Below are 18489 nucleotides of genomic sequence, written 5' to 3' on the forward strand. Positions count from 1 at the left end.
CTTGAAACTAAAATTAATGACCTCATACCTGTTATGAGGTCATAGATTTTTAAGTGACAGTCGTAATAAGAAGTAAAAGGTGTATTTCGTAAAACTTTTAAAAGTTTGTATTTCAAACCGATTATTTTATAAGGATAAACCATGACAAAACGTGTAATAGAAATGCCAGAACTCGGTATGGGAACATTCCGCTTAGAGGGCGACACGGCCTATAACTCAGTAAAAATGGCACTCGAAGTTGGGTTTCGCCATATTGATACTGCACAAATTTATGGCAACGAAGAGCAAGTAGGCCAAGCTATAAAAGATAGTAATATTCCGCGCAGTGAAATATTCTTAACCACCAAAGTGTGGAATAACAAATTAAATAAAGGCGACTTTATCCCAAGCGTTAAAAAGTCACTTGAAAAGCTACAAGTTGATTCGGTCGACTTACTGCTAATTCATTGGCCATCGCCTGCTAACGACGAGCCAATGAGTGAATACCTCACTGAATTACTAAAAGCGAAGCAGCTTGGTTTAACTAAGCACATTGGTGTATCAAACTTCACCATTGCAAACTTAAATGAAGCAATGCAAACGCTTGACTCGCGTGAAATATTTACCAATCAGGTTGAGGTGCACCCATATTTAACTAATACTAAATTACGCGCATTTTGTGCTCAGCACGACATTCATGTAACAGCGTACATGCCATTTGTAGTAGGCAAAGTACTTAAAGATCAAACCATTATCGATATTGCTAAAAAGCACGATGCAAGTCCAGCACAAGTTGTTTTAGCATGGGTTAACGCCAGCGGTATGACGACAATTCCATCATCAACTAAGCGTAAAAACTTAGAAGATAACTTTAACGACCACGTTAAATTAGATGATGAAGACATAGCCCGCATTGATGGCCTAGATTGTGGCGACCGCCAAGCAACACCAGAATTTGCGCCGCAGTGGGATCAGTAAACTTACCTCAAACGCAAAGTTAAACTAAATATTTTAAGGTGTAGATTATCTACACCTTAACTTTTAAGAAGGAATACACATGTTAACGGTTATAGCTGCACTGTCGTGCAAAAATATTGATGCAGATGTGATGCTTACAGCACTTGAAAACTTACAAAAGTCATCGCGCCAAGAAGTAGGGTGCTTACGTTATGAACTATCGGTAAAAAGTGATGATGAACATACCGACTACGTTGTTAGCGAACAGTGGGCGTCTGACGAGCACTTTGAAGCGCATAAAAACGAGCCACACTTTAAAGCATTTGGTACGCAAGTTACTGGGCTTTTAACCAATAGTAGTATTGATGTATATAAATCAATTGGTTAAATTCTTTTTATAGTGCCTATTATGGTACGTATTAAAATACTTAGCTAAATTACATATCATAAAGTAAATACTCAAATAGGTGCTGTTAACCTACATCACCTTTCATTCTTACAGCCCAACCTGCCTAAATACTCAACTTCGCCAATATCAATGAAACCTATTAGGACTCTTTTTTGTTAATTCGCATTCGTAGTGCGTCGAAATCAAAAGAGGTTCATAACTTTATTAAAAGTCGTTTTGATATCACAACCCACTCTAATAAATAGCCTATTTAATTTGTTGTTTACATTAAAATTCTCTGGTGTAAATATAGAAAGATGTAATTTAAGGCATTAAGCATATATGTTCGACTTGAATAGTTTGAAAGGAAAAGTTCTTATAGCTGTTTCATTAAGTCATATTCACGAAAAAGTTCACCTAGCATGGCAAGATAAGAGTAATGAAGGTTTTTTGATTTGCTATGAAATAACCTTAGAATTTGAAGATGGCAAAACTTATTTAATTAAACCGTGTGAAGTTGACGCTATTGGTTATTACCCAAGTTTAGGCTTGAGTATAGAACCTGTAGAAAGAATTGAATTATTGTACCCTTTTAATATTTCAAAACTGCCGAGCCGAATATGCGACATTGTTGAAAGTGATCATTTAGGTGAAGGCGTAGTAAATCAATTTACACTAACTTTTGATAATGAAAAAAATTTTGTTATCAGACATGTTTATCCACCTATGACGATGGGAATTAGAGTAGGGTAAATCTTAGGTAGTAATTTAACTATAAGCCTGGTAGTTGTTAATAGGCTCCTTACTTCTGCATATTTTAACTAACCACTTTCTATTATAAGACGTAAGGTATACGTGACATGTTTGATGAATTCAGATATATCTTGTCAAAAATTGAAGTTAGAGAACACGTTGAATGGGGTGCATCAATTGAATTAATTGATTACGATCACAAGGATTATATTGAAGACGTATTGTGTGAAAAGTTCGGTCTTGAATATGCATTCAGTTCTAATAAAGATATTACGGGAGGATATGTTCTATACTTCTGTAAAAGTGCAACTTCTGATCAAGTCAAAAATGCAGTTGCAAAGATAAATAACTACCATGAATTACAAAGCAGAGAATTCAAGGTAGCACCGTATAAGTAATTAAGGCGAGAAGGGAGGCTAGCCGCTGGCAATTTTCGTCCTTCAGTACTTACCTATTTTACAGCTGAGTTAATTAAACTAATAATGGAGACATGGGTATGGAAATTAATAAATCAAATCAATCTATTCTTATTTTTGTAATCCCTTTATTAACTGCGTATTTCGGATCAAAAGTTATATTTCACTTATTTACTTTTGAGTATCTTGTGTTTACAGATACTTTTGACATTCTAAAGCTACTCATTGATATTAGTGTATTTGGAGTGTTGTTCTATATTAGTTCGCTGGGCGTTGGTTACTTCATCAGAGCTAAAACATAAGTTTTTTAATCATTAGTTGGTAAATTGCTAGCTGAAAAATCACAGCTAATAAAGCTTTAATAGCCTTTAGCTGTATCAATTTATATGGAAATAATAATGAAAAAATTAATCGCAATAATAGCGTTGTTAGGCTTTGCTTCATTTGCACAAGCTAATGATAGTTTTGTAGTGAATGCCAAATTTTATGATAATAAAAACCTAATTGGCTCAACTAATTTAGTTGTAAATTCAAATGAAGAGGCATCAATTTCAGTTGATAATTCGTATAGTTTTGCTCTTACAGTAACGCCAATTGATGATTCTACTGTTAGTTTAGCAACTGACCTGAAACTAGGTGAAAAACATATGGCACCCTCTTTAGTTGTTGAACTAGGCAAAGAAGCAAGTATCAGTATTGATGGTAAAGAGCTTTCAGTTTTAGTAAGCAAATCAAGCAGCTAATAAGTTAAAAATTAGGAATGTAATTAATGAGAAACTCAAGAAATGAAATAGTAAAATATGGAGTCTCTTTTGGTACAGCCCTAGCAATTGCTATTTCATGGAGTGCTAACGAGTCTGTGTTATGGGCAATTTTGCATGGTTTTTTATCTTGGTTTTATGTTATTTGGCATGTAATTACGCGATAAGTGTTTTCGCGTGTGCACTGATTGATTATGTAGATTGCGGTCAATGTTAATAGTCGAGTAATTACCATTTAAAACGATTAAGTTAAAAATATAAAAGGAATAATTAATAATGAAAGGTGCGGGTGGAAGCTCTGGTGGTATTGGGCATTTTTTTATTGGTTTGATTATGATGTGCGGTGGCTTTTATATGCTGCTAAACGCAATTTCGGTGACCTCTAATTTTGGACTAAGTTCTCGCATTTATAGTGTTAATGCTTTAGGTGGCTTTGGCGTTACAGGCGGCATGGTTATGATCCCATTTATTTTTGGTGTGGGTCTGATTTTTTACAATTCTAAAAATATTTTAGGCTGGGTGCTATCTCTAGGTTCGTTAACCGCACTCATATTTGGCGTTATATCGAGTGTTCGATTTAGTATGCGAACTATGACGTCGTTTGATTTGATTGTTATTATAATTTTAGCGTTTGGCGGCTTAGGACTATTTTTACGATCGCTTAAATCTATTGATACTTAAATAATTACCACGCTTTGTTTTAAATACAATTTTAATTATAGGCATTTAACATGATGTTCTAATGCTTAAGCTAATACATTAATAATGTAATCCTTCCTATTTACTGCTTAACCAGTAACGTATTTTAAAGAGATTTATGTGAACAACTCAATACAGCTAAAACTAATTGCTACTCATCTATTAGCACAAAGAGATGAAAACCCAGCACGTTCAAACTTTCCTAAAGAGTTAGTACTAGACTCGACTGACGATGCAATAGAAGTACAAAAGTTGATGATTTACTTAAATGATCAAACGGTATATGGCTGGAAGTGTATGCTGCCTTTAGATAATGGCTCAATTATATTAGCGCCTCTTTTACATGCACCTATAAAACAAGCTGAAAATTGCCCACTGTATACAACAAACAATAAAGCGCTTGTTGAACCAGAAATTGCATTTATTTTGCAAAGCGATTTACCAAGTAATAAGACCTATAAAAATGAAGACGTGGATACTGCATTTGCCAGCGCCCACTTGGCACTTGAGCTTATCCAAAAAAGGTTTGATGAAGACACTCCAAGCACGCACATTGAAAAGCTGGCCGATGGCCTATCTAATCAAGGCGTGTATTTAGGCCCACAAATAGATAAAGCCAAAGCGTATAACGCAAGTACTGTAAATATTAACGTTAAGCAAACTGAGCTGGAGTTAAACCTAGCAGGTGTGCATCCTGCAGAACTTGCGCAGCTTCCACTTTATTGGGCAGTTAATTACTTATCAGCAAAGGGAATTAACTTAAAAGCAGGGCAAGTGTTTATAACTGGTTCTTACTGTGGTGTTGTTGAGCTTAATACCAATGAGCAAACATGTATTACATATGAAGATTTAAATACATTTAATGTGACATTTTTATCCCATTAAGCGTAATACTCATTTTAACGGTCATAATAAAACAACCCACTAATTAGCGGGTTATTTTTTATTTGGCTAAATTTTAATTATTGATTTTAGAGAGTAATGCAGGATTTATTACGAGATTTCGTACGCCGTGAGCATGATCTTCATTAAAGGTGTTACTTTCACACCATTTGCCAACACTGTTTATATCAACCTTTGCTACTTTTGGTTTAACTGACCATGTTACTTGAAAAGGAGAGCCTGTCTCGTTGTAACTAGGACCAGTAGTTGAACCGCTATAAACAACCGGTTTACCCGTATTTGTAGGTGTAGCAATAGCTTGATAGTAACCATTAACAGATGACACGGTGCTTATTTGAGCAAAATCAAGTGCGTTAGCATCGTTTACTAATACATATACTTGAGCTTCAACACGTAGTTGCGGATTTTTAATCGAATCACTTAAACAGCTACCCAAGGTAGGGCCTGGTTTTACAATTGCTGACGTATGAACGTTATGAACCTCAATGGTATCGCCAACTAAAAGCGCGCCGTGATCGCTTGGACAAATTTCAATTTTTGCTGGTTTACTTTCACTTTTAGTTAAAGAGCCTGAATATAAGTAGCCACTTTTAAAGCCTTTTCCATTACCATTTCCGGCATATTTACTAAACTCACCACCGGCATGTTCAGCATTTTTATGAAAGTGTATATTACATAAGTTCATGTTTGATGAAGTTGGGGCATGAGAGAAAACTACGGTGTTTTCGCCTTTATAATTATCAATATTACGTGGAGATTGTGGGCCAAAGCCTTTATTCGCAGTGTTTTTAGCAAGTGCTGCACGCTGCATTTTTATTATGTCGTCATTTGCTATTTCGTGGTTAGCTTTAGCTAGCGTATTAAAAGACAGAATAGTGATTGCAGCAGAAATTACACTTATTTTTGTTTTGATTGTCATTGAGTCAGTGCCTTTAAATTACATTTTTCGTAACAATTAAGTTAACAGATCTTGTTTTTCGTCAAATAATCCTAAAATAATGCAAAACTATTTAATAGATAAGTCGTATTTTAAAATAAGTGCATCTATATAGCGGGTGCGTAATGTGTGTTGTTTTTCATGATCGGCGCCATGCCCTAATGCTTTGTTTAAAAGCTTCATGGCGGGGTGCAGTAGCGTTCTTTCTTCTTGGTTTAAACTCGCTTTACTGCGCAGTTCGGTAATGTCGTCAACTAATAGTCTGCCAATATCTACCGAGACTATTTCGTCTATTAATCCATTTTGAGTAAGTACGCCATATTTACTGCATAAAAACTGTTGCCAAACTTGCTGTAAGTGCTCGTCTATTTCGCAGCCAAATAGCTCTTCGCTAAACGTAAATCCTTGCTGAGCGAGTTTAGTTAGGCTTGCAGTATATTGCTGCGCAAAATAATTAAAAGCATGGCTTGATGATTCTATTTTTTGTTTTAAAAGACCTTGCCCCCAATTAACACAGCCGCGCGGGTAATAGTCGTCATACTCTTCGCATTCATACAAACCTGAATATGAGCTGCAGCTAAGTTGACTTTTAATACAGTAACTTGGTTTTGGGAAAACACTTCGCTCTTGCCAAGCTAAAAGTGTATCTGCATCTATATTTAATGCTTGGCACAGTTCATCGGTGTTATAAAAATGAGTTGCTAAGTAGTCAGATAAACGCATAAAGCCTCTGGTATCGTTAAAAATAAAATACTGTTCATATATACAGTTATTCATTTTGTATTACCAAACTTAATAACACAAGAAATTTTATAATTAAATGTAGGCTTACACCTCCAAAAGTACCGGCAATTATGTTACAAATAGCGCAAGTTTTATAAATAATGATTTTTTATGCGCACCCTAGACCAAATTAAACAAGCAAGCCTTATTACAGCTATTAAAACGCCATACTTAGCAAACGGTGAAATAGACCTAGCAAAGTACGATGAACTCGTAGAAATACAAATTGCAGCAGGCGTTGACGGCATTGTAGTTGGTGGCACAACAGGCGAAGGCCAGTTAATGAACTGGGAAGAGCATTTAATGCTTATAGCGCACAGTGCAAACAAGTATGGTGACAAACTGGTTATTGTTGGTAATACCGGTAGTAACAACACCCGTGAAGCGATTAAAGCAACTAAATATGGCTTTGCCAGCGGTATGGATGCAGCACTGCAAATTAATCCATATTACGGACGTACGTCTATTGCGGGTGTTAAAGAGCACTTTAAGCGCGTACTTGATATTGGACCTGCCTTTATTTACAACGTAGCAGGGCGAACAGGTCAAGACCTAACACCTGATATTATTGAGCCACTCGCTAAGCATGAATATTTTATTGGTGTAAAAGAGTGTGGCGGTAATGAACGTATTGCCCATTATGAACAACAAGGTATTGCATGTTGGTCGGGTAACGATGACGAAAGTCATGATGCGCGCCACACACATAAAGCGCACGGTGTTATTTCGGTTACTTCTAACTTAATACCTGGGTTATTTCGTCAGTTAATGGATACGCCAAGTAACGAGCTAAATGCGTCGTTACAACCATTAATGAACTGGTTGTTCTGTGAACCAAACCCGATTGCTATTAATACCGCGTTGATGATGACAGGTGCAGTAAACCCTGTATTTAGATTACCGTATTTACCGCTTAGTGATGAGCAGCAAGCTCAAGGCGAAGTGTTAATTAATGAGTTAAATAATAACGATGTTGTTGGCGGTATAGCTAAGTGTTTAAAGCAGAATGATATAGCTCTTCTTTCTTAGCAATATGAGCAAGCACTGAACAAAGTGTTAGTTCAGTGCTTTTTGTTAATGATTATTTACTTCTATTGCTAAAATCGGTAAAATTCCTTCCCTTATATATTATAAAATATGCAGAGCTGTGAAATTTGTTGTTGAAGAACTCGCTATATGGATAAAGCCCGAACAGCGACAAATAAAAGAGAGTAATTGGTTTGATTCCTCCGTATTAAATCTTAGTTGGGTGCCTGCTATGCAGCGACGCCGAATGACTTCCTTTATTAAAATGGCACTCTTTAGTGCTCATCAAGTAAGCACTCAAGGTAACTATGTTAATTTACCGAGTGTTTTTTCTTCTCGCCACGGTGATTTTCACAAAACGTCTAACTTACTTATTGATGTAGTAAATGATCAGCCACTGTCGCCCACTGGTTTTGGGTTAAGTGTGCATAATGCCGCATCGGGACTTTTTGGGATAATACAGGGTAATACAAGTGCTACAAATGCTATAGCTGCAGGAGCCGAAAGCTTTATTTATGCACTCGTAGATGGCTTTGTAAGACTTGCTGATAACGATCAGCAACACATGTTAATAGTTCATACCGACGAGACTCTCCCCGATATTTACGCTCAGTACGCCGATGAACAGCAAATAGCACACTCTATTGGTTTAATAATAAGAGCGCCGCAAAAAGGCGAACCCCATTTTAGTTTAAACAAAGTATTTAATACGGGCATGGAAAAAAGCGACTTACCAATGAGTATTCAATGCGCTAAAGCTTTGTATGAGCGAAGCAATATATTACTTGTTCATAACACGCTTGAGCACGATTGGCAGCTTACATACCATGCTTAAAAATGTACAAAGGTTATGTGGGTTGATTTGGCGGATTATTGCTACTGCATTTTGCTTTTCAGTTTTTGGGGTTGGTGGTTTAGTATTAGCCTTTATTGTTTTTCCTGCTCAGCGCCTATTTCAAAGTGACTCAGTTAAACAAAAGATTAAGGCTCGAAAGACAGTACATTACAGCTTCAAATGGTTTGTTAGTTTAATGCATGTAACGGGCGTTATTCGATTTCATGTCAACGATAAAGCAAAAATTGAAGGCTTAAAAGGGCAACTGATATTAGCAAACCATCCTTCTTTAATTGATGTTGTTGTTTTAATTTCGGTAGTAAAAAATGCAGATTGCGTAGTAAAGGCGCATTTATTTAAAAATCCTTTTATGCGCGGCGTTATTAAAAGCACCGGCTATATAAGTAATGACGATCCGCAGGAGCTATTACGAGAATGCGAGCGCAGTTTGCAAAAGGGTAATAACTTAATTGTATTTCCTGAAGGGACACGGACAGAGCCTCACAAAACATTAAAGTTTAAACGAGGCGCTGCAAATATTGCAATTAGATGTCATGCGCCCATTACTACTTTTTTAATTAAAATGAAGCCAAACACTTTAACCAAAGGCACACCTTGGTATAAGGTCGCGCCATATCAGGCGCATTTTACAATGGGGCTTGCGAGCCAGCAGTTTAATTGTGCAACATACGACAGCGATATGCCTGCGATGCAATCACGCCAATTGACTAAAGATTTACAACATTATTTTACACAAGAGCTAAAAAATATATGAGCGAATTAAAAGAACAAATAAAACAACTGATTATCTCAAGCCTTGACCTTGAAGACATGACCACTGCTGACATACAAGATGATGACGCTTTATTTGTAGATGGCCTAGGACTAGACAGCATAGATGCATTAGAGCTTGGTCTTGCGATAAAGAAGCAATTTGATGTGAAAATAGATGCAAACTCTGATCAAACTAAAGCGCACTTTGCCTCAGTTAATTCTTTAGCAAAATTTATTGAACAAGCACGTTCTTAATATATAAAAGTAGGAAGAAAGATGAAAACCGCTGCTGAAATTTATGATGTATTACACGGCATTTTAGAAAACGAATTTGAAATAGACCCAGAAGATATTAGCTTAGAGGCTAACCTGTACCAAGATCTTGATTTAGACAGTATTGATGCAGTTGACTTAGTTGTGAAATTAAGAGAAATCACAGGTAAAAAAATTGAGCCTGATGCCTTTAAGCTTGTGCGCACAGTGCAAGACATAGTCACCGAAATAGAAAAGTTAGTTAACTAATACTATGTTAAAAGCAGTTTTAACAACGTTAATTATGATTTGCTTGGCTTGCTACCCTATTATTGTGTACGTAGGCCTTACGCGTTTTAATAGTCAGATTATTACAGTATTACTGCTATTTTTACTCGGGCTTAGACTTTGGTTAAGCAAAGCCTTATTTGATAAAATGCCGTGGTTAAAGCCCGCTACATTTTTAGCAGCCATTACTATTTTGATTTCCAAGGTAATGGATAGCGACTTAGGGCTGCGTTTGTATCCCGTAATCATTAATTTAGTTATGTTAGTTGTGTTTGCGTATTCTTTGTATAAAGGGCCTTCTATTATTGAAACCTTTGCGCGCATTACTGAGCCCTCACTTGATGAAAACGGTGTGATTTATACAAAAAAAGTAACGCTAGTGTGGTGTGTTTTTTTTGTATTAAACGGTGGTATTGCCCTGTACACCAGTATTTTTAGTAGCCTAGAAACCTGGGCTTTTTATAATGGTTTTATTGCTTACTTAGCTATGGGCACATTGTTTGCTATAGAGTGGCTAGTCAGACAAAAAGTAAAAAGGAACGCCGGTGTTTAATGCTTTTCAAAGTAATGCGATAAGAACATGTTTTAATCATACTGATAATGATATTTCGGAGCGTCAGTTTGTTAGTGATATAAACGAAGTTTTAGCAAAGCTATCAACGTTAAATGCTAAATCATCGGTTGTTTTATACACCACAGACACCTACAAATTTGCCGTGTACTTATTTGCTTTGGCACTACACGGAAATACAGTGATTTTGCCGCCTAATGGGCAACCTGCAACGTTAAACTCCTTGCTTAAACAAACACCTTTTTTTATTGGTGAGTCTGAATTAGTAGCCGATTTAGAGGCTGATTTTTTAGATATAGGAACCTTAGTCAATCAACCCCACTTTGTATCTATTGAAACAATTAAATGGCCTCAAGAAGGCACAATTGTTTTTTACACGTCGGGCTCGTCGGGTAAAGCAAAGCCAATTGTAAAAACGTGGCAGGTAATAAATAAAGAATTAAGTACATTAATTAATAGCTACGCACTGATTGATAATCCTATTTTTATAGCGAGTGTTTCGCATCAGCATATATACGGCTTATTGTTTAGATTATTGTGGCCATTACGTGCAGGAAAGGTTGTAAATACAGAGCTATTGCATTACCCAGAACATATAGCTACAAAGCTCAAGTTATTTAAAAAAGTAGTGTTTGTTTCAAGCCCAGCGCAGTTAAAACGGTTATGTATTGATAATGTTTTAGTGGATGATAAGTCTCATTTACAATGGATTTTTTCATCAGGTGGACCGCTATTAAACGAAGATGCTGTATCGTTGTTTACGCAATTAAATAAACCAGTTACACAAGTTTTTGGTAGTACCGAAACCGGTGGTATTGCATATCGACAAGTTACTTCACTTGAAAAGGTTAGCCTTTGGCAGCCATTTTCGGGTATTAAAGTACGGGCTTTGGACGATCAGCGTTTAATTTTAAACTCACCGCTCGTTCGCGACAAAAATTACCCTTTAGATGATAGAGGCGAAGTACTTAAAAATGGTCAATTTAGATTATTAGGCCGATTCGACCGAATTATAAAATTAGAAGAAAAGCGATTAAGTTTAGATGAGCTAGAACAACATTTGTGTACTAGTGAGTGGGTAAGTGAAGCTAAAGTAATCGCCTTGCCTGGTGAGCGATTAATTGTAGGCGCTATTGTTGTGCTTACGCATAAAGGGCAGATGTTTTTTAATGGTGACGGTAAGTTAGCTACAAATAATTTATTAAAAGCGCATGCATTAGCGCGCTTTGAGCGAATTTGTATCCCTAAAAAGTGGCGTTTTGTAGAGCAATTACCATACAACTCACAGGCAAAGTTAAATTTAAAAGCATTGGAGAGTCTTTTTGCAAAAGTTGACTAAAACACAGCCTGATTTACTGTCTTGTGAAAAAGCAGAGCAAAAGTATAAATTAAGCTTATTAGTTCCTCATGATTTAGATTATTTCAAAGGACATTTTACGGATGGCCCAATACTCGCAGGTGTTGTGCAATTAGACTGGGCTGTGGCTGCAATTTGTAAATATTATAATGTTCAGCAATCTGTTAAAAATGTTGAAGTATTAAAGTTTCAGGTAGTGATTACCCCAGGTATAACAATCGAATTATTGCTTGAGCAAAAGGCAGAGAATAAATATACCTTTTCGTATAATTCAAACAAAGGACAGCATGCATCTGGCCGTGTTGTTTTTGATAGCCTAATAAATGAATAATTTTTGTATTGTTATCCCAAATTATAATCACATTACGGTTATTGATGATGTACTGAGCCAATTATCGTCATTTAATCTTCCTATTATTATGGTTGATGACGCAAGCAACGCCGAAGCTAAAAATGTGTTCAGTAAGCTCGATGCAAAACACGCGCAGTTGAGTGTAGTTGCCCACGACGATAATCAAGGCAAAGGCGGCGCGGTACAAACAGGCTTAAAGCAGGCACATAAGCTAGGTTTTTCGCATGCGATACAGGTTGATGCTGATGGTCAGCATGACTTATCTGATATTAAAAAACTAATAGCGCTTTCAAACGCTCAGCCTAAAGCGCTTATAAGCTGTTGCCCAATATATGACGATTCAGTGCCTAAACACCGTTATTTAGCACGTTATTTAACGCATGTTTGGGTATGGATTGAAACGTTAAGTTTTACAATTGTAGATTCGATGTGTGGCTTTAGAGTGTATCCGCTTGAGCAAAGTACAAAGCTAATTGATGAGGTGTCGCTTGGAAAACGCATGGATTTTGACCCCGAAATTTTAGTGCGTTTATATTGGCGCAATGTGCCTTTTGTATTTTTACCTAGCCAAGTAATTTACCCCGAAAATGGGCTTTCTCATTTTCAACCATTACACGATAACGTGCGTATTTCGTGGTTACACACCCGCTTGTTTTTTGGAATGTTGATTCGCTCTCCTGTGTTAATTTGGCATAAATTAAAGAGGCGTTATGGCCGCTAAACACTGGTCTAAAATGCAAGAACGCGGTAATTTTTTAGGTATTCAAATACTGTTATTTGCTCATAAATTACTGGGTAGAAAAGGGCTGTGGATTGTTTTGTTTCCTGTGGTTTTTTATCTTTTTTTAACAGGAAAAGTAGCGCGTGTAGCATCTAAAGTGTTTTTAGAGCAAGTTAATGTTTACCAAGGCTGCAAACAACCTGTTACGTTTAAAATGCAATTAACGCACTTTTGCAGTTTTGCAGATAGCGCATTAGATAAAATTGATGCTTGGCTTGGGCGAATAACTCAACGTGATATTAAATACACTAATGAGCATTTATTTGCTGAGCTAGATGAGCAAAATCAAGGGGCTATTTTTATAGGTTCCCACTTGGGTAATTTAGAGGTGTGCAGGGCACTTAGCCAGCACCGCAGCAGTAAAAAAATAAATGTACTGGTGTTTACCCATCACGCTGTTGAATTTAATAAAATGCTTAAAAAGATTAACCCAGATGTGTCGGTTAATTTAATACAAGTGACTGATATGGGGCCTGACTTAGCTATTTTACTAAAAGAAAAAGTAGAGCAGGGAGAAATAATCGTTATTGTTGGTGACAGAACAAGCACAACAACGGCTTCTCGGTCGGTACAGGTACCGTTTTTAGGCAAAAATGCCCCATTTTCACAGGGGCCTTTTATATTAGCCGCGCTGCTTGATTGCCCTATTTACTTTTTGTTTTGTTTAAAAGATAAAAAAAGCAAAAAGTATCAAGTGATATTTGAACATTACAGCCAATCATTAAAAATGCCTCGACGAGAGCGACAGCAGGCGCTAACACTTATTATTACTGACTATGCACAGCGTTTGAGTTATTACGCAGCTTTATATCCTTATCAGTGGTTTAATTTTTACGATTTTTGGAAAAGTGATCAGCAGGTAGTACGCGATCAATCAATGGAGAACAAGTGTGACTGAACAAAATATACAGCTTTTTGGCAATCAGCGATTATCAATTGAAGATATTGTTCGAGTTGCCTTTAATGAAACACAAGTGCAATTAAATAGCTGTGAAACTTTTAGCGTTAAAATTAATAGCGCTTTGCGTTTTTTAGACACACTTTTAAAAGAAGATGGCGTGATTTACGGCGTTACTACTGGTTACGGTGATTCTGTAACGGTGGCTGTACCCCTTGGTTTAGTTAATGAATTACCTCTGCATTTAACTCGCTTTCACGGTTGTGGACTCGGGGATGTATTTAATAAAGTTCAAGGGCGTGCAATTTTAGCGACCCGCTTAACATCACTTTCACAGGGCTACTCTGGTATTAGCTGGGAAATGCTGCACCTACTTAAAGATTACTTAAATAACGATATAGTGCCTGTGATCCCGCAAGAAGGGTCAGTAGGTGCCAGTGGCGATTTAACACCGTTATCTTACGTTGCAGGTGCGATGGTAGGCGAGCGTGATGTGTTTTACAAAGACCAAGTACGTAACAGTGCAGAAGTTATGAAAGAAGTTGGCTTAGAACCACTAACACTAAGGCCAAAAGAAGGTCTTGCCGTTATGAATGGCACAGCGGTAATGACTGCATTAGCGTGTTTAGCGTTTGATAGGGCTAATTACTTAGCTAAACTGGCGAGCCGTATTACTGCATTATCAAGCTTAGCGCTTAAAGGAAATAGCCATCATTTTGATGAGATATTATTTTCAGTTAAGCCACATCCTGGGCAGCAACAAATTGCACGTTGGATAAGAGACGATTTAAACCATCACGATCACCCTCGTAATGCAGACAGACTTCAAGATAGGTATTCAATCCGTTGTGCACCCCATGTTATTGGTGTGCTGCAAGACAGTCTTCCGTTTTTTAGGCACATGATAGAAAACGAGCTTAACTCAGCAAACGATAACCCAATAATTGACGGCCAAGGTGAGCATGTATTACACGGCGGGCATTTTTACGGAGGCCATATTGCAATGGCAATGGATAGCATGAAAACAGCCGTTGCAAACCTTGCTGATTTAGCCGACAGACAAATCGCTTCTTTGGTTGATACTAAGTACAACAATGGGCTACCTTCAAATTTGTCTGATAGTGCACCAGAGCGCCGTTATATTAATCATGGTTTTAAAGCGGTTCAAATTGGCTGTAGTGCTTACACAGCAGAGGCATTAAAGCTAACCATGCCGGCCAGCGTTTTTTCTCGCTCTACGGAGTGTCATAATCAAGATAAAGTGAGTATGGGAACTATTGCGTCTCGCGATTGTTTACGTATTTTACAGCTAACAGAACAAGTGTTAGCAAGTACGTTATTAGCAAGTATTCAAGGTGTTAGATTGCGTATAAAACAAGGCGATCTTGAGTTTTCGACTTTAACGCAAGATATGCAAAACATGTATACCGATATAACTGATTACTTTGAAAACCTCACTGAGGATAGACCAATGGAAGCCGTGCTAAGGCAAACAATAGGGTATATTCAAACTAAACGTTGGGCGTTGTATGAATAGTAAAGGTGCATTATTAACGCATGTGGTAGAAATTGAAATTCCATTTCATGACTGCGACCCAATGAATGTTGTATGGCATGGAAATTACCCACGTTATTTAGAAGTAGCGCGCTGCGAGTTACTGCGTTTATTTGATTATGATTACCCGCAAATGCATGAATCGGGCTACGCGTGGCCAATTGTTGATATGCAAATAAAGTATGTTGCCTCAGCAGTATTTACTCAAAAAATTAAAGTAGCGGCTTACTTAAAAGAATACGAGAACCGACTACGGATTGATTACGTAATCACTGACTCGCTAACTAATAAGCGCCTTACTAAAGCCTCAACCACGCAAGTTGCGGTTGAGGTTAGCTCCAAAGAAATGCAATTTGAATCACCCGCTATTTTATTTAATAAGTTAAAAGCGGTTTTGAATTAAATTTTTATTTTATAGGCGATTAAATGAATTTTTTAAAATGTTTTACATTGAGCATAGCCATTAGCTTTTTGCTGTTTTGCTCTGTAGTAAATGCAGCAGCTATTAAAGGTGAGTTTAAGCAATATAAGCAATTTAATGGATTTGCTAAGCCTTTTATTTCGTCGGGTGTTTTTTCGTTAATTGATGAAAAGCTAATTTGGCAAGTGAAAATGCCTGTTGAGAGTATGCTCATAATAGAAAACGGCAAAGTGCTTGCACAAAATGCCAATGGTGAGTTAATACCACAACCCGGTAGCGAGCAGTTTGTAGGATTACTGAGTGACTTACTTAGCGTAAATATGAGTGCGCTGGAAACACGTTTTGACATTGCTAAAATGCAAGACAGTTGCACACAGTTAATACCAAAAGAAGCTATGCTAAAGCAATTATTTAGTGATTTTATTTTATGTGAAACTGCTAAGCAAGTGAGCAGTATTACACTAAATGAGCACTCAGGAAATAACACAAAAATTGAGTTTACTTATTCCAAATAAAATTATGTTTTTAAATAATGCAGTGGTTAATTAAGGGAATAGTGCAGTGACAAAACGAATTACCGTTATTGTAGGGTGGTTTAGCAGTTTAATTTTACTTTTTGCTGCAGCTTTTTGGCTGTCTAAACCAACGTTTAGCGCCGATATGTTTAGCTTATTGCCAAAGTCGCACTCCCAAATTGCACATGCGGAAGATGTTTTTTTTCAGCAAAATGCTAACCGTATTATGTTCTCGTTTGCAGGAAATAATAAAAATAAAGCATTTGATGATTTCCAAAAATGGCTTGACGATAATGCAATTAAAAGCACATTTAACTTTCCGTCCGTTAACGATTTAGCGCAAACATTCTCACCTTTCAAACATGCGTTATTAAGTGATACTTACAAGCAAACATTAAGCAAAAAAACAACGTTTGAACATTATTACCTTGAGCAATTAAATCAGTTAGGCAACCCATTTGTAAGTGCTACCTTAAGCAAAGATACAAGTTTGAGCTTAGCGGCATTTATAGAAGATAACTTAAAACAAAGCCAATTGTTTACGCTTGAACAAGGTCGTTTAACTCGACGTTTAAAAGGCGTTGAATACCGTGTCATTTTGGCAAACTTAGCGCCTGAAAATTTAGGGGTTAATAAATCAATTGATTTAGCTGGCTCGATAATTAAACAGATCAATATACTTAATAAAACCTACCCTGATTTAAGCATTACTTACTCTGGTGTGCTATTTCATACGGCTGAAAATGCTAAACAAGCTAAATACGAGATGAGCCTGTTTGGTGGCATTAGCTTATTAGCCCTTATTGCTATGGTATTTTGGGTGTTTAGGCGTTTAAACAGTATTTTATTAGCAAGCTTTACCGTACTGAGTGCACTTATTGGCGGCGCTATCGCTATGGTGTTGCTGTTTAAGACTATTCATTTATTAACGCTTGTTTTTGCAGTTACCTTGATTGGTATTGCCATTGATTATGCATTTCATGGTATGACTGACTTAGCCAAAAAAGAGCATGAAAAAGGCTACAGCAAAGGGACTCAATCTGCGCTTTTACTGTCTCTTATTACGACTACGTTGGGTTATTGCTGCTTACTAGGTGCGCCACTAACGTTATTATCTCAAGTTGGCGTGTTTGTTATTGCGGGTTTAGTGAGTGCTTGGCTATTTACAGTTTTAGTTTTGCCATTGTGGCAATCTACACTCAGGTTATCGCCTTCGAGTTTATTGATGAGTCAAAAGCTCATTAAGGTTTTTTTATACTGCAATAGTTTAAAGAAACCAATACTCATTACGTTATTAGTCCTTATAAGTGCGTTATTTTTAATAAAACCTATTAGCTTTAATGATGATGTAAAGCTATTAAATGCAAGCTCCGAACATTTAATGCTAAACGAAAAAAAGCATTTGTTATTACTTGGGCAATGGGACACCCAAATTGTTTTTATGTTTGCAGATAGCGACGAAGCGCTTTTACAAAAACAAGAACAATTTTTAAAACGCTTAACCCAACTAAACCCTAATTTTAAACATAATAGCATTAGCCATTGGTTGCCTAGTTTACAAAAGCAGAGCGATAACCAAGCCTTGTTTGAACAGGCTAAAAACAAAGGGACTTTGGATATTGCAGAGCGCGTTACAGGGCAAGCGTTAGTAAGTACAAAGGCACCGTTATTAACTTATGAAACACTCGCCACGAGTACATTTAAACCATTACTGCTTTCTCAAATGGTTGTTGAGTCAGAACAATCGATAACGTGGGTGTCTATTTCGGGTATTTCATCTGATCAACTAATTAATGAGGTTGAAAAAAACAATGGAATTTACCTTTATAATAAACCTAAACAAATTAGTGCTTTATTAAGTGATTACCGTGAATATTTACTATTAAGCCTGGTGCTTGCGGGTTTTATTAGTTGGCTGCTTTTTAGTTGGCGATTTACGATTAAGATAGCGCTGCTGCAGGTGACCATTTTATCTGTTGTGGTGTTGAACATGCTTTGGGTATGTAATGCGATTCAAGGTAGCTTGTCGTTATTTAATTTACTCGGTGCGTTACTTGTTATTGCCTTAGCAATTGATTACCTCGTTTTTTATCAAATAAATAAGTTAGAGCCCAAAAATGTGTTAGCGATTAGCTTATCGGCTGCGTCATCAATGTGGGTATTTGGCATGTTGAGTGCATCTGATACACCGGCTATTTTTAGCTTTGGGCTGAGTGTAATGGTAGGGATTTTAGCTATTTACTTTTTATCACCGCTGAGTGTTTTAAAGCCTCAAAAGGAACAATAAT

At 36.9% G+C, this 18489-nt stretch carries 24 protein-coding genes; 22 read left to right on the top strand and 2 right to left on the bottom strand.

Going from position 1 to position 18489, the window contains the following annotated elements; translation table 11 throughout:
* Nucleotides 1-141: 141 nt before the first annotated feature.
* The 8 genes from dkgB to I6F47_RS07750 all read left to right on the top strand — a co-directional run bounded on the left by dkgB (nucleotide 142) and on the right by I6F47_RS07750 (nucleotide 4838).
* Nucleotides 142-957, top strand: a complete 816-nt coding sequence (gene dkgB, locus I6F47_RS07715; protein WP_165722730.1) for a 2,5-didehydrogluconate reductase DkgB — start codon at nucleotides 142-144, stop codon at nucleotides 955-957.
* Nucleotides 958-1036: 79 nt separating this feature from the next.
* Nucleotides 1037-1324: a putative quinol monooxygenase gene (locus I6F47_RS07720; protein ID WP_002958660.1), complete on the top strand. Its 288-nt coding sequence runs from the start codon at nucleotides 1037-1039 to the stop codon at nucleotides 1322-1324.
* 342 nt (nucleotides 1325-1666) lie between these two features.
* A complete protein-coding gene (locus tag I6F47_RS07725; protein ID WP_197100571.1) occupies nucleotides 1667-2077 on the top strand; it encodes a hypothetical protein in 411 nt (136 codons plus the stop codon).
* 107 nt (nucleotides 2078-2184) lie between these two features.
* On the top strand, nucleotides 2185-2475 hold the full coding sequence (locus I6F47_RS07730) for a hypothetical protein (protein WP_165722732.1): 291 nt from the start codon (nucleotides 2185-2187) through the stop codon (nucleotides 2473-2475).
* 416 nt (nucleotides 2476-2891) lie between these two features.
* Nucleotides 2892-3236: a hypothetical protein gene (locus tag I6F47_RS07735; protein ID WP_197183640.1), complete on the top strand. Its 345-nt coding sequence runs from the start codon at nucleotides 2892-2894 to the stop codon at nucleotides 3234-3236.
* Nucleotides 3237-3262: 26 nt separating this feature from the next.
* Entirely contained in the window at nucleotides 3263-3421 is a 159-nt protein-coding gene (locus I6F47_RS07740; protein WP_007378675.1) for a hypothetical protein, read from the top strand.
* 109 nt (nucleotides 3422-3530) lie between these two features.
* Nucleotides 3531-3935, top strand: a complete 405-nt coding sequence (locus I6F47_RS07745) for a hypothetical protein (protein WP_002958658.1) — start codon at nucleotides 3531-3533, stop codon at nucleotides 3933-3935.
* Between the two features lie 138 nt (nucleotides 3936-4073).
* Entirely contained in the window at nucleotides 4074-4838 is a 765-nt protein-coding gene (locus tag I6F47_RS07750) for a 2-keto-4-pentenoate hydratase (protein ID WP_165722734.1), read from the top strand.
* A gap of 73 nt (nucleotides 4839-4911) precedes the next feature.
* Here the strand turns inward: I6F47_RS07750 and I6F47_RS07755 are convergent, their stop codons facing one another.
* Nucleotides 4912-5775 (bottom strand): delta-class carbonic anhydrase, encoded by an 864-nt coding sequence (locus I6F47_RS07755; protein WP_165722735.1) that lies wholly within the window; start codon nucleotides 5773-5775, stop codon nucleotides 4912-4914.
* An 87-nt stretch (nucleotides 5776-5862) separates the two neighbouring features.
* Complete coding sequence (locus I6F47_RS07760; protein WP_165722769.1) at nucleotides 5863-6516, bottom strand: DUF6058 family natural product biosynthesis protein; 654 nt, start codon at nucleotides 6514-6516, stop codon at nucleotides 5863-5865.
* Nucleotides 6517-6687: 171 nt separating this feature from the next.
* Here I6F47_RS07760 and dapA point away from each other — a divergent pair, with 171 nt between their 5' ends.
* From dapA to I6F47_RS07830, 14 genes are all read left to right on the top strand, one after another.
* The gene (gene dapA / locus I6F47_RS07765; protein WP_165722736.1) at nucleotides 6688-7605 is read left to right on the top strand and encodes a 4-hydroxy-tetrahydrodipicolinate synthase; all 918 of its coding nucleotides are present in this window, start codon (nucleotides 6688-6690) and stop codon (nucleotides 7603-7605) included.
* Between the two features lie 118 nt (nucleotides 7606-7723).
* Entirely contained in the window at nucleotides 7724-8437 is a 714-nt protein-coding gene (locus tag I6F47_RS07770) for a beta-ketoacyl synthase chain length factor (protein WP_197100563.1), read from the top strand.
* Nucleotides 8430-9212: a lysophospholipid acyltransferase family protein gene (locus tag I6F47_RS07775; RefSeq protein ID WP_180961397.1), complete on the top strand. Its 783-nt coding sequence runs from the start codon at nucleotides 8430-8432 to the stop codon at nucleotides 9210-9212. The genes I6F47_RS07770 and I6F47_RS07775 overlap by 8 nt, the downstream gene beginning before the upstream one ends.
* The gene (locus I6F47_RS07780; protein ID WP_007580830.1) at nucleotides 9209-9466 is read left to right on the top strand and encodes a phosphopantetheine-binding protein; all 258 of its coding nucleotides are present in this window, start codon (nucleotides 9209-9211) and stop codon (nucleotides 9464-9466) included. The genes I6F47_RS07775 and I6F47_RS07780 overlap by 4 nt, the downstream gene beginning before the upstream one ends.
* Before the next feature lie 21 nt (nucleotides 9467-9487).
* Nucleotides 9488-9733, top strand: coding sequence for an acyl carrier protein (locus I6F47_RS07785; RefSeq protein ID WP_002958648.1), 246 nt, complete (start codon nucleotides 9488-9490; stop codon nucleotides 9731-9733).
* A 4-nt stretch (nucleotides 9734-9737) separates the two neighbouring features.
* Complete coding sequence (locus tag I6F47_RS07790; RefSeq protein WP_165740774.1) at nucleotides 9738-10304, top strand: hypothetical protein; 567 nt, start codon at nucleotides 9738-9740, stop codon at nucleotides 10302-10304.
* Nucleotides 10297-11661 (top strand): AMP-binding protein, encoded by a 1365-nt coding sequence (locus tag I6F47_RS07795; protein WP_024593024.1) that lies wholly within the window; start codon nucleotides 10297-10299, stop codon nucleotides 11659-11661. The genes I6F47_RS07790 and I6F47_RS07795 overlap by 8 nt, the downstream gene beginning before the upstream one ends.
* Nucleotides 11645-12010: an ApeI family dehydratase gene (locus I6F47_RS07800; RefSeq protein ID WP_197100557.1), complete on the top strand. Its 366-nt coding sequence runs from the start codon at nucleotides 11645-11647 to the stop codon at nucleotides 12008-12010. The genes I6F47_RS07795 and I6F47_RS07800 overlap by 17 nt, the downstream gene beginning before the upstream one ends.
* Entirely contained in the window at nucleotides 12003-12752 is a 750-nt protein-coding gene (locus I6F47_RS07805; protein WP_197100555.1) for a glycosyltransferase family 2 protein, read from the top strand. Before I6F47_RS07800 ends, I6F47_RS07805 begins: the two co-directional genes overlap by 8 nt.
* A complete protein-coding gene (locus tag I6F47_RS07810; protein ID WP_197183641.1) occupies nucleotides 12742-13710 on the top strand; it encodes an LpxL/LpxP family acyltransferase in 969 nt (322 codons plus the stop codon). Before I6F47_RS07805 ends, I6F47_RS07810 begins: the two co-directional genes overlap by 11 nt.
* The gene (locus I6F47_RS07815) at nucleotides 13703-15247 is read left to right on the top strand and encodes an HAL/PAL/TAL family ammonia-lyase (protein ID WP_165735811.1); all 1545 of its coding nucleotides are present in this window, start codon (nucleotides 13703-13705) and stop codon (nucleotides 15245-15247) included. Before I6F47_RS07810 ends, I6F47_RS07815 begins: the two co-directional genes overlap by 8 nt.
* Nucleotides 15240-15668, top strand: a complete 429-nt coding sequence (locus tag I6F47_RS07820; protein ID WP_007580812.1) for an acyl-CoA thioesterase — start codon at nucleotides 15240-15242, stop codon at nucleotides 15666-15668. The genes I6F47_RS07815 and I6F47_RS07820 overlap by 8 nt, the downstream gene beginning before the upstream one ends.
* 23 nt (nucleotides 15669-15691) lie before the next feature.
* Nucleotides 15692-16201: an outer membrane lipoprotein carrier protein LolA gene (locus tag I6F47_RS07825; protein WP_197183642.1), complete on the top strand. Its 510-nt coding sequence runs from the start codon at nucleotides 15692-15694 to the stop codon at nucleotides 16199-16201.
* A 46-nt stretch (nucleotides 16202-16247) separates the two neighbouring features.
* Nucleotides 16248-18488 carry an MMPL family transporter gene (locus I6F47_RS07830; RefSeq protein ID WP_197183643.1) on the top strand — a complete coding sequence of 747 codons (2241 nt, stop codon included), beginning with the start codon at nucleotides 16248-16250 and terminating at the stop codon, nucleotides 18486-18488.
* Nucleotide 18489 lies beyond the last annotated feature (1 nt).

The sequence above is a fragment of the Pseudoalteromonas sp. NZS37 genome, assembly GCF_015864265.1.
Taxonomy (GTDB): domain Bacteria; phylum Pseudomonadota; class Gammaproteobacteria; order Enterobacterales; family Alteromonadaceae; genus Pseudoalteromonas; species Pseudoalteromonas arctica.

What these genes read in the sequence shown, in the direction of transcription:
- I6F47_RS07740 (WP_007378675.1), top strand. Translation starts at nt 3,263, where the DNA reads ATGAGAAACTCAAGAAATGAAATAGTAAAATATGGAGTCTCTTTTGGT.
- I6F47_RS07810 (WP_197183641.1), top strand. Translation starts at nt 12,742, where the DNA reads ATGGCCGCTAAACACTGGTCTAAAATGCAAGAACGCGGTAATTTTTTA.
- dkgB (WP_165722730.1), top strand. Translation starts at nt 142, where the DNA reads ATGACAAAACGTGTAATAGAAATGCCAGAACTCGGTATGGGAACATTC.
- I6F47_RS07805 (WP_197100555.1), top strand. Translation starts at nt 12,003, where the DNA reads ATGAATAATTTTTGTATTGTTATCCCAAATTATAATCACATTACGGTT.
- I6F47_RS07755 (WP_165722735.1), bottom strand. Translation starts at nt 5,775, where the DNA reads ATGACAATCAAAACAAAAATAAGTGTAATTTCTGCTGCAATCACTATT.
- I6F47_RS07760 (WP_165722769.1), bottom strand. Translation starts at nt 6,516, where the DNA reads ATGCGTTTATCTGACTACTTAGCAACTCATTTTTATAACACCGATGAA.
- I6F47_RS07775 (WP_180961397.1), top strand. Translation starts at nt 8,430, where the DNA reads ATGCTTAAAAATGTACAAAGGTTATGTGGGTTGATTTGGCGGATTATT.
- dapA (WP_165722736.1), top strand. Translation starts at nt 6,688, where the DNA reads ATGCGCACCCTAGACCAAATTAAACAAGCAAGCCTTATTACAGCTATT.
- I6F47_RS07735 (WP_197183640.1), top strand. Translation starts at nt 2,892, where the DNA reads ATGAAAAAATTAATCGCAATAATAGCGTTGTTAGGCTTTGCTTCATTT.
- I6F47_RS07745 (WP_002958658.1), top strand. Translation starts at nt 3,531, where the DNA reads ATGAAAGGTGCGGGTGGAAGCTCTGGTGGTATTGGGCATTTTTTTATT.
- I6F47_RS07725 (WP_197100571.1), top strand. Translation starts at nt 1,667, where the DNA reads ATGTTCGACTTGAATAGTTTGAAAGGAAAAGTTCTTATAGCTGTTTCA.
- I6F47_RS07780 (WP_007580830.1), top strand. Translation starts at nt 9,209, where the DNA reads ATGAGCGAATTAAAAGAACAAATAAAACAACTGATTATCTCAAGCCTT.
- I6F47_RS07825 (WP_197183642.1), top strand. Translation starts at nt 15,692, where the DNA reads ATGAATTTTTTAAAATGTTTTACATTGAGCATAGCCATTAGCTTTTTG.
- I6F47_RS07820 (WP_007580812.1), top strand. Translation starts at nt 15,240, where the DNA reads ATGAATAGTAAAGGTGCATTATTAACGCATGTGGTAGAAATTGAAATT.
- I6F47_RS07730 (WP_165722732.1), top strand. Translation starts at nt 2,185, where the DNA reads ATGTTTGATGAATTCAGATATATCTTGTCAAAAATTGAAGTTAGAGAA.
- I6F47_RS07785 (WP_002958648.1), top strand. Translation starts at nt 9,488, where the DNA reads ATGAAAACCGCTGCTGAAATTTATGATGTATTACACGGCATTTTAGAA.
- I6F47_RS07790 (WP_165740774.1), top strand. Translation starts at nt 9,738, where the DNA reads ATGTTAAAAGCAGTTTTAACAACGTTAATTATGATTTGCTTGGCTTGC.
- I6F47_RS07720 (WP_002958660.1), top strand. Translation starts at nt 1,037, where the DNA reads ATGTTAACGGTTATAGCTGCACTGTCGTGCAAAAATATTGATGCAGAT.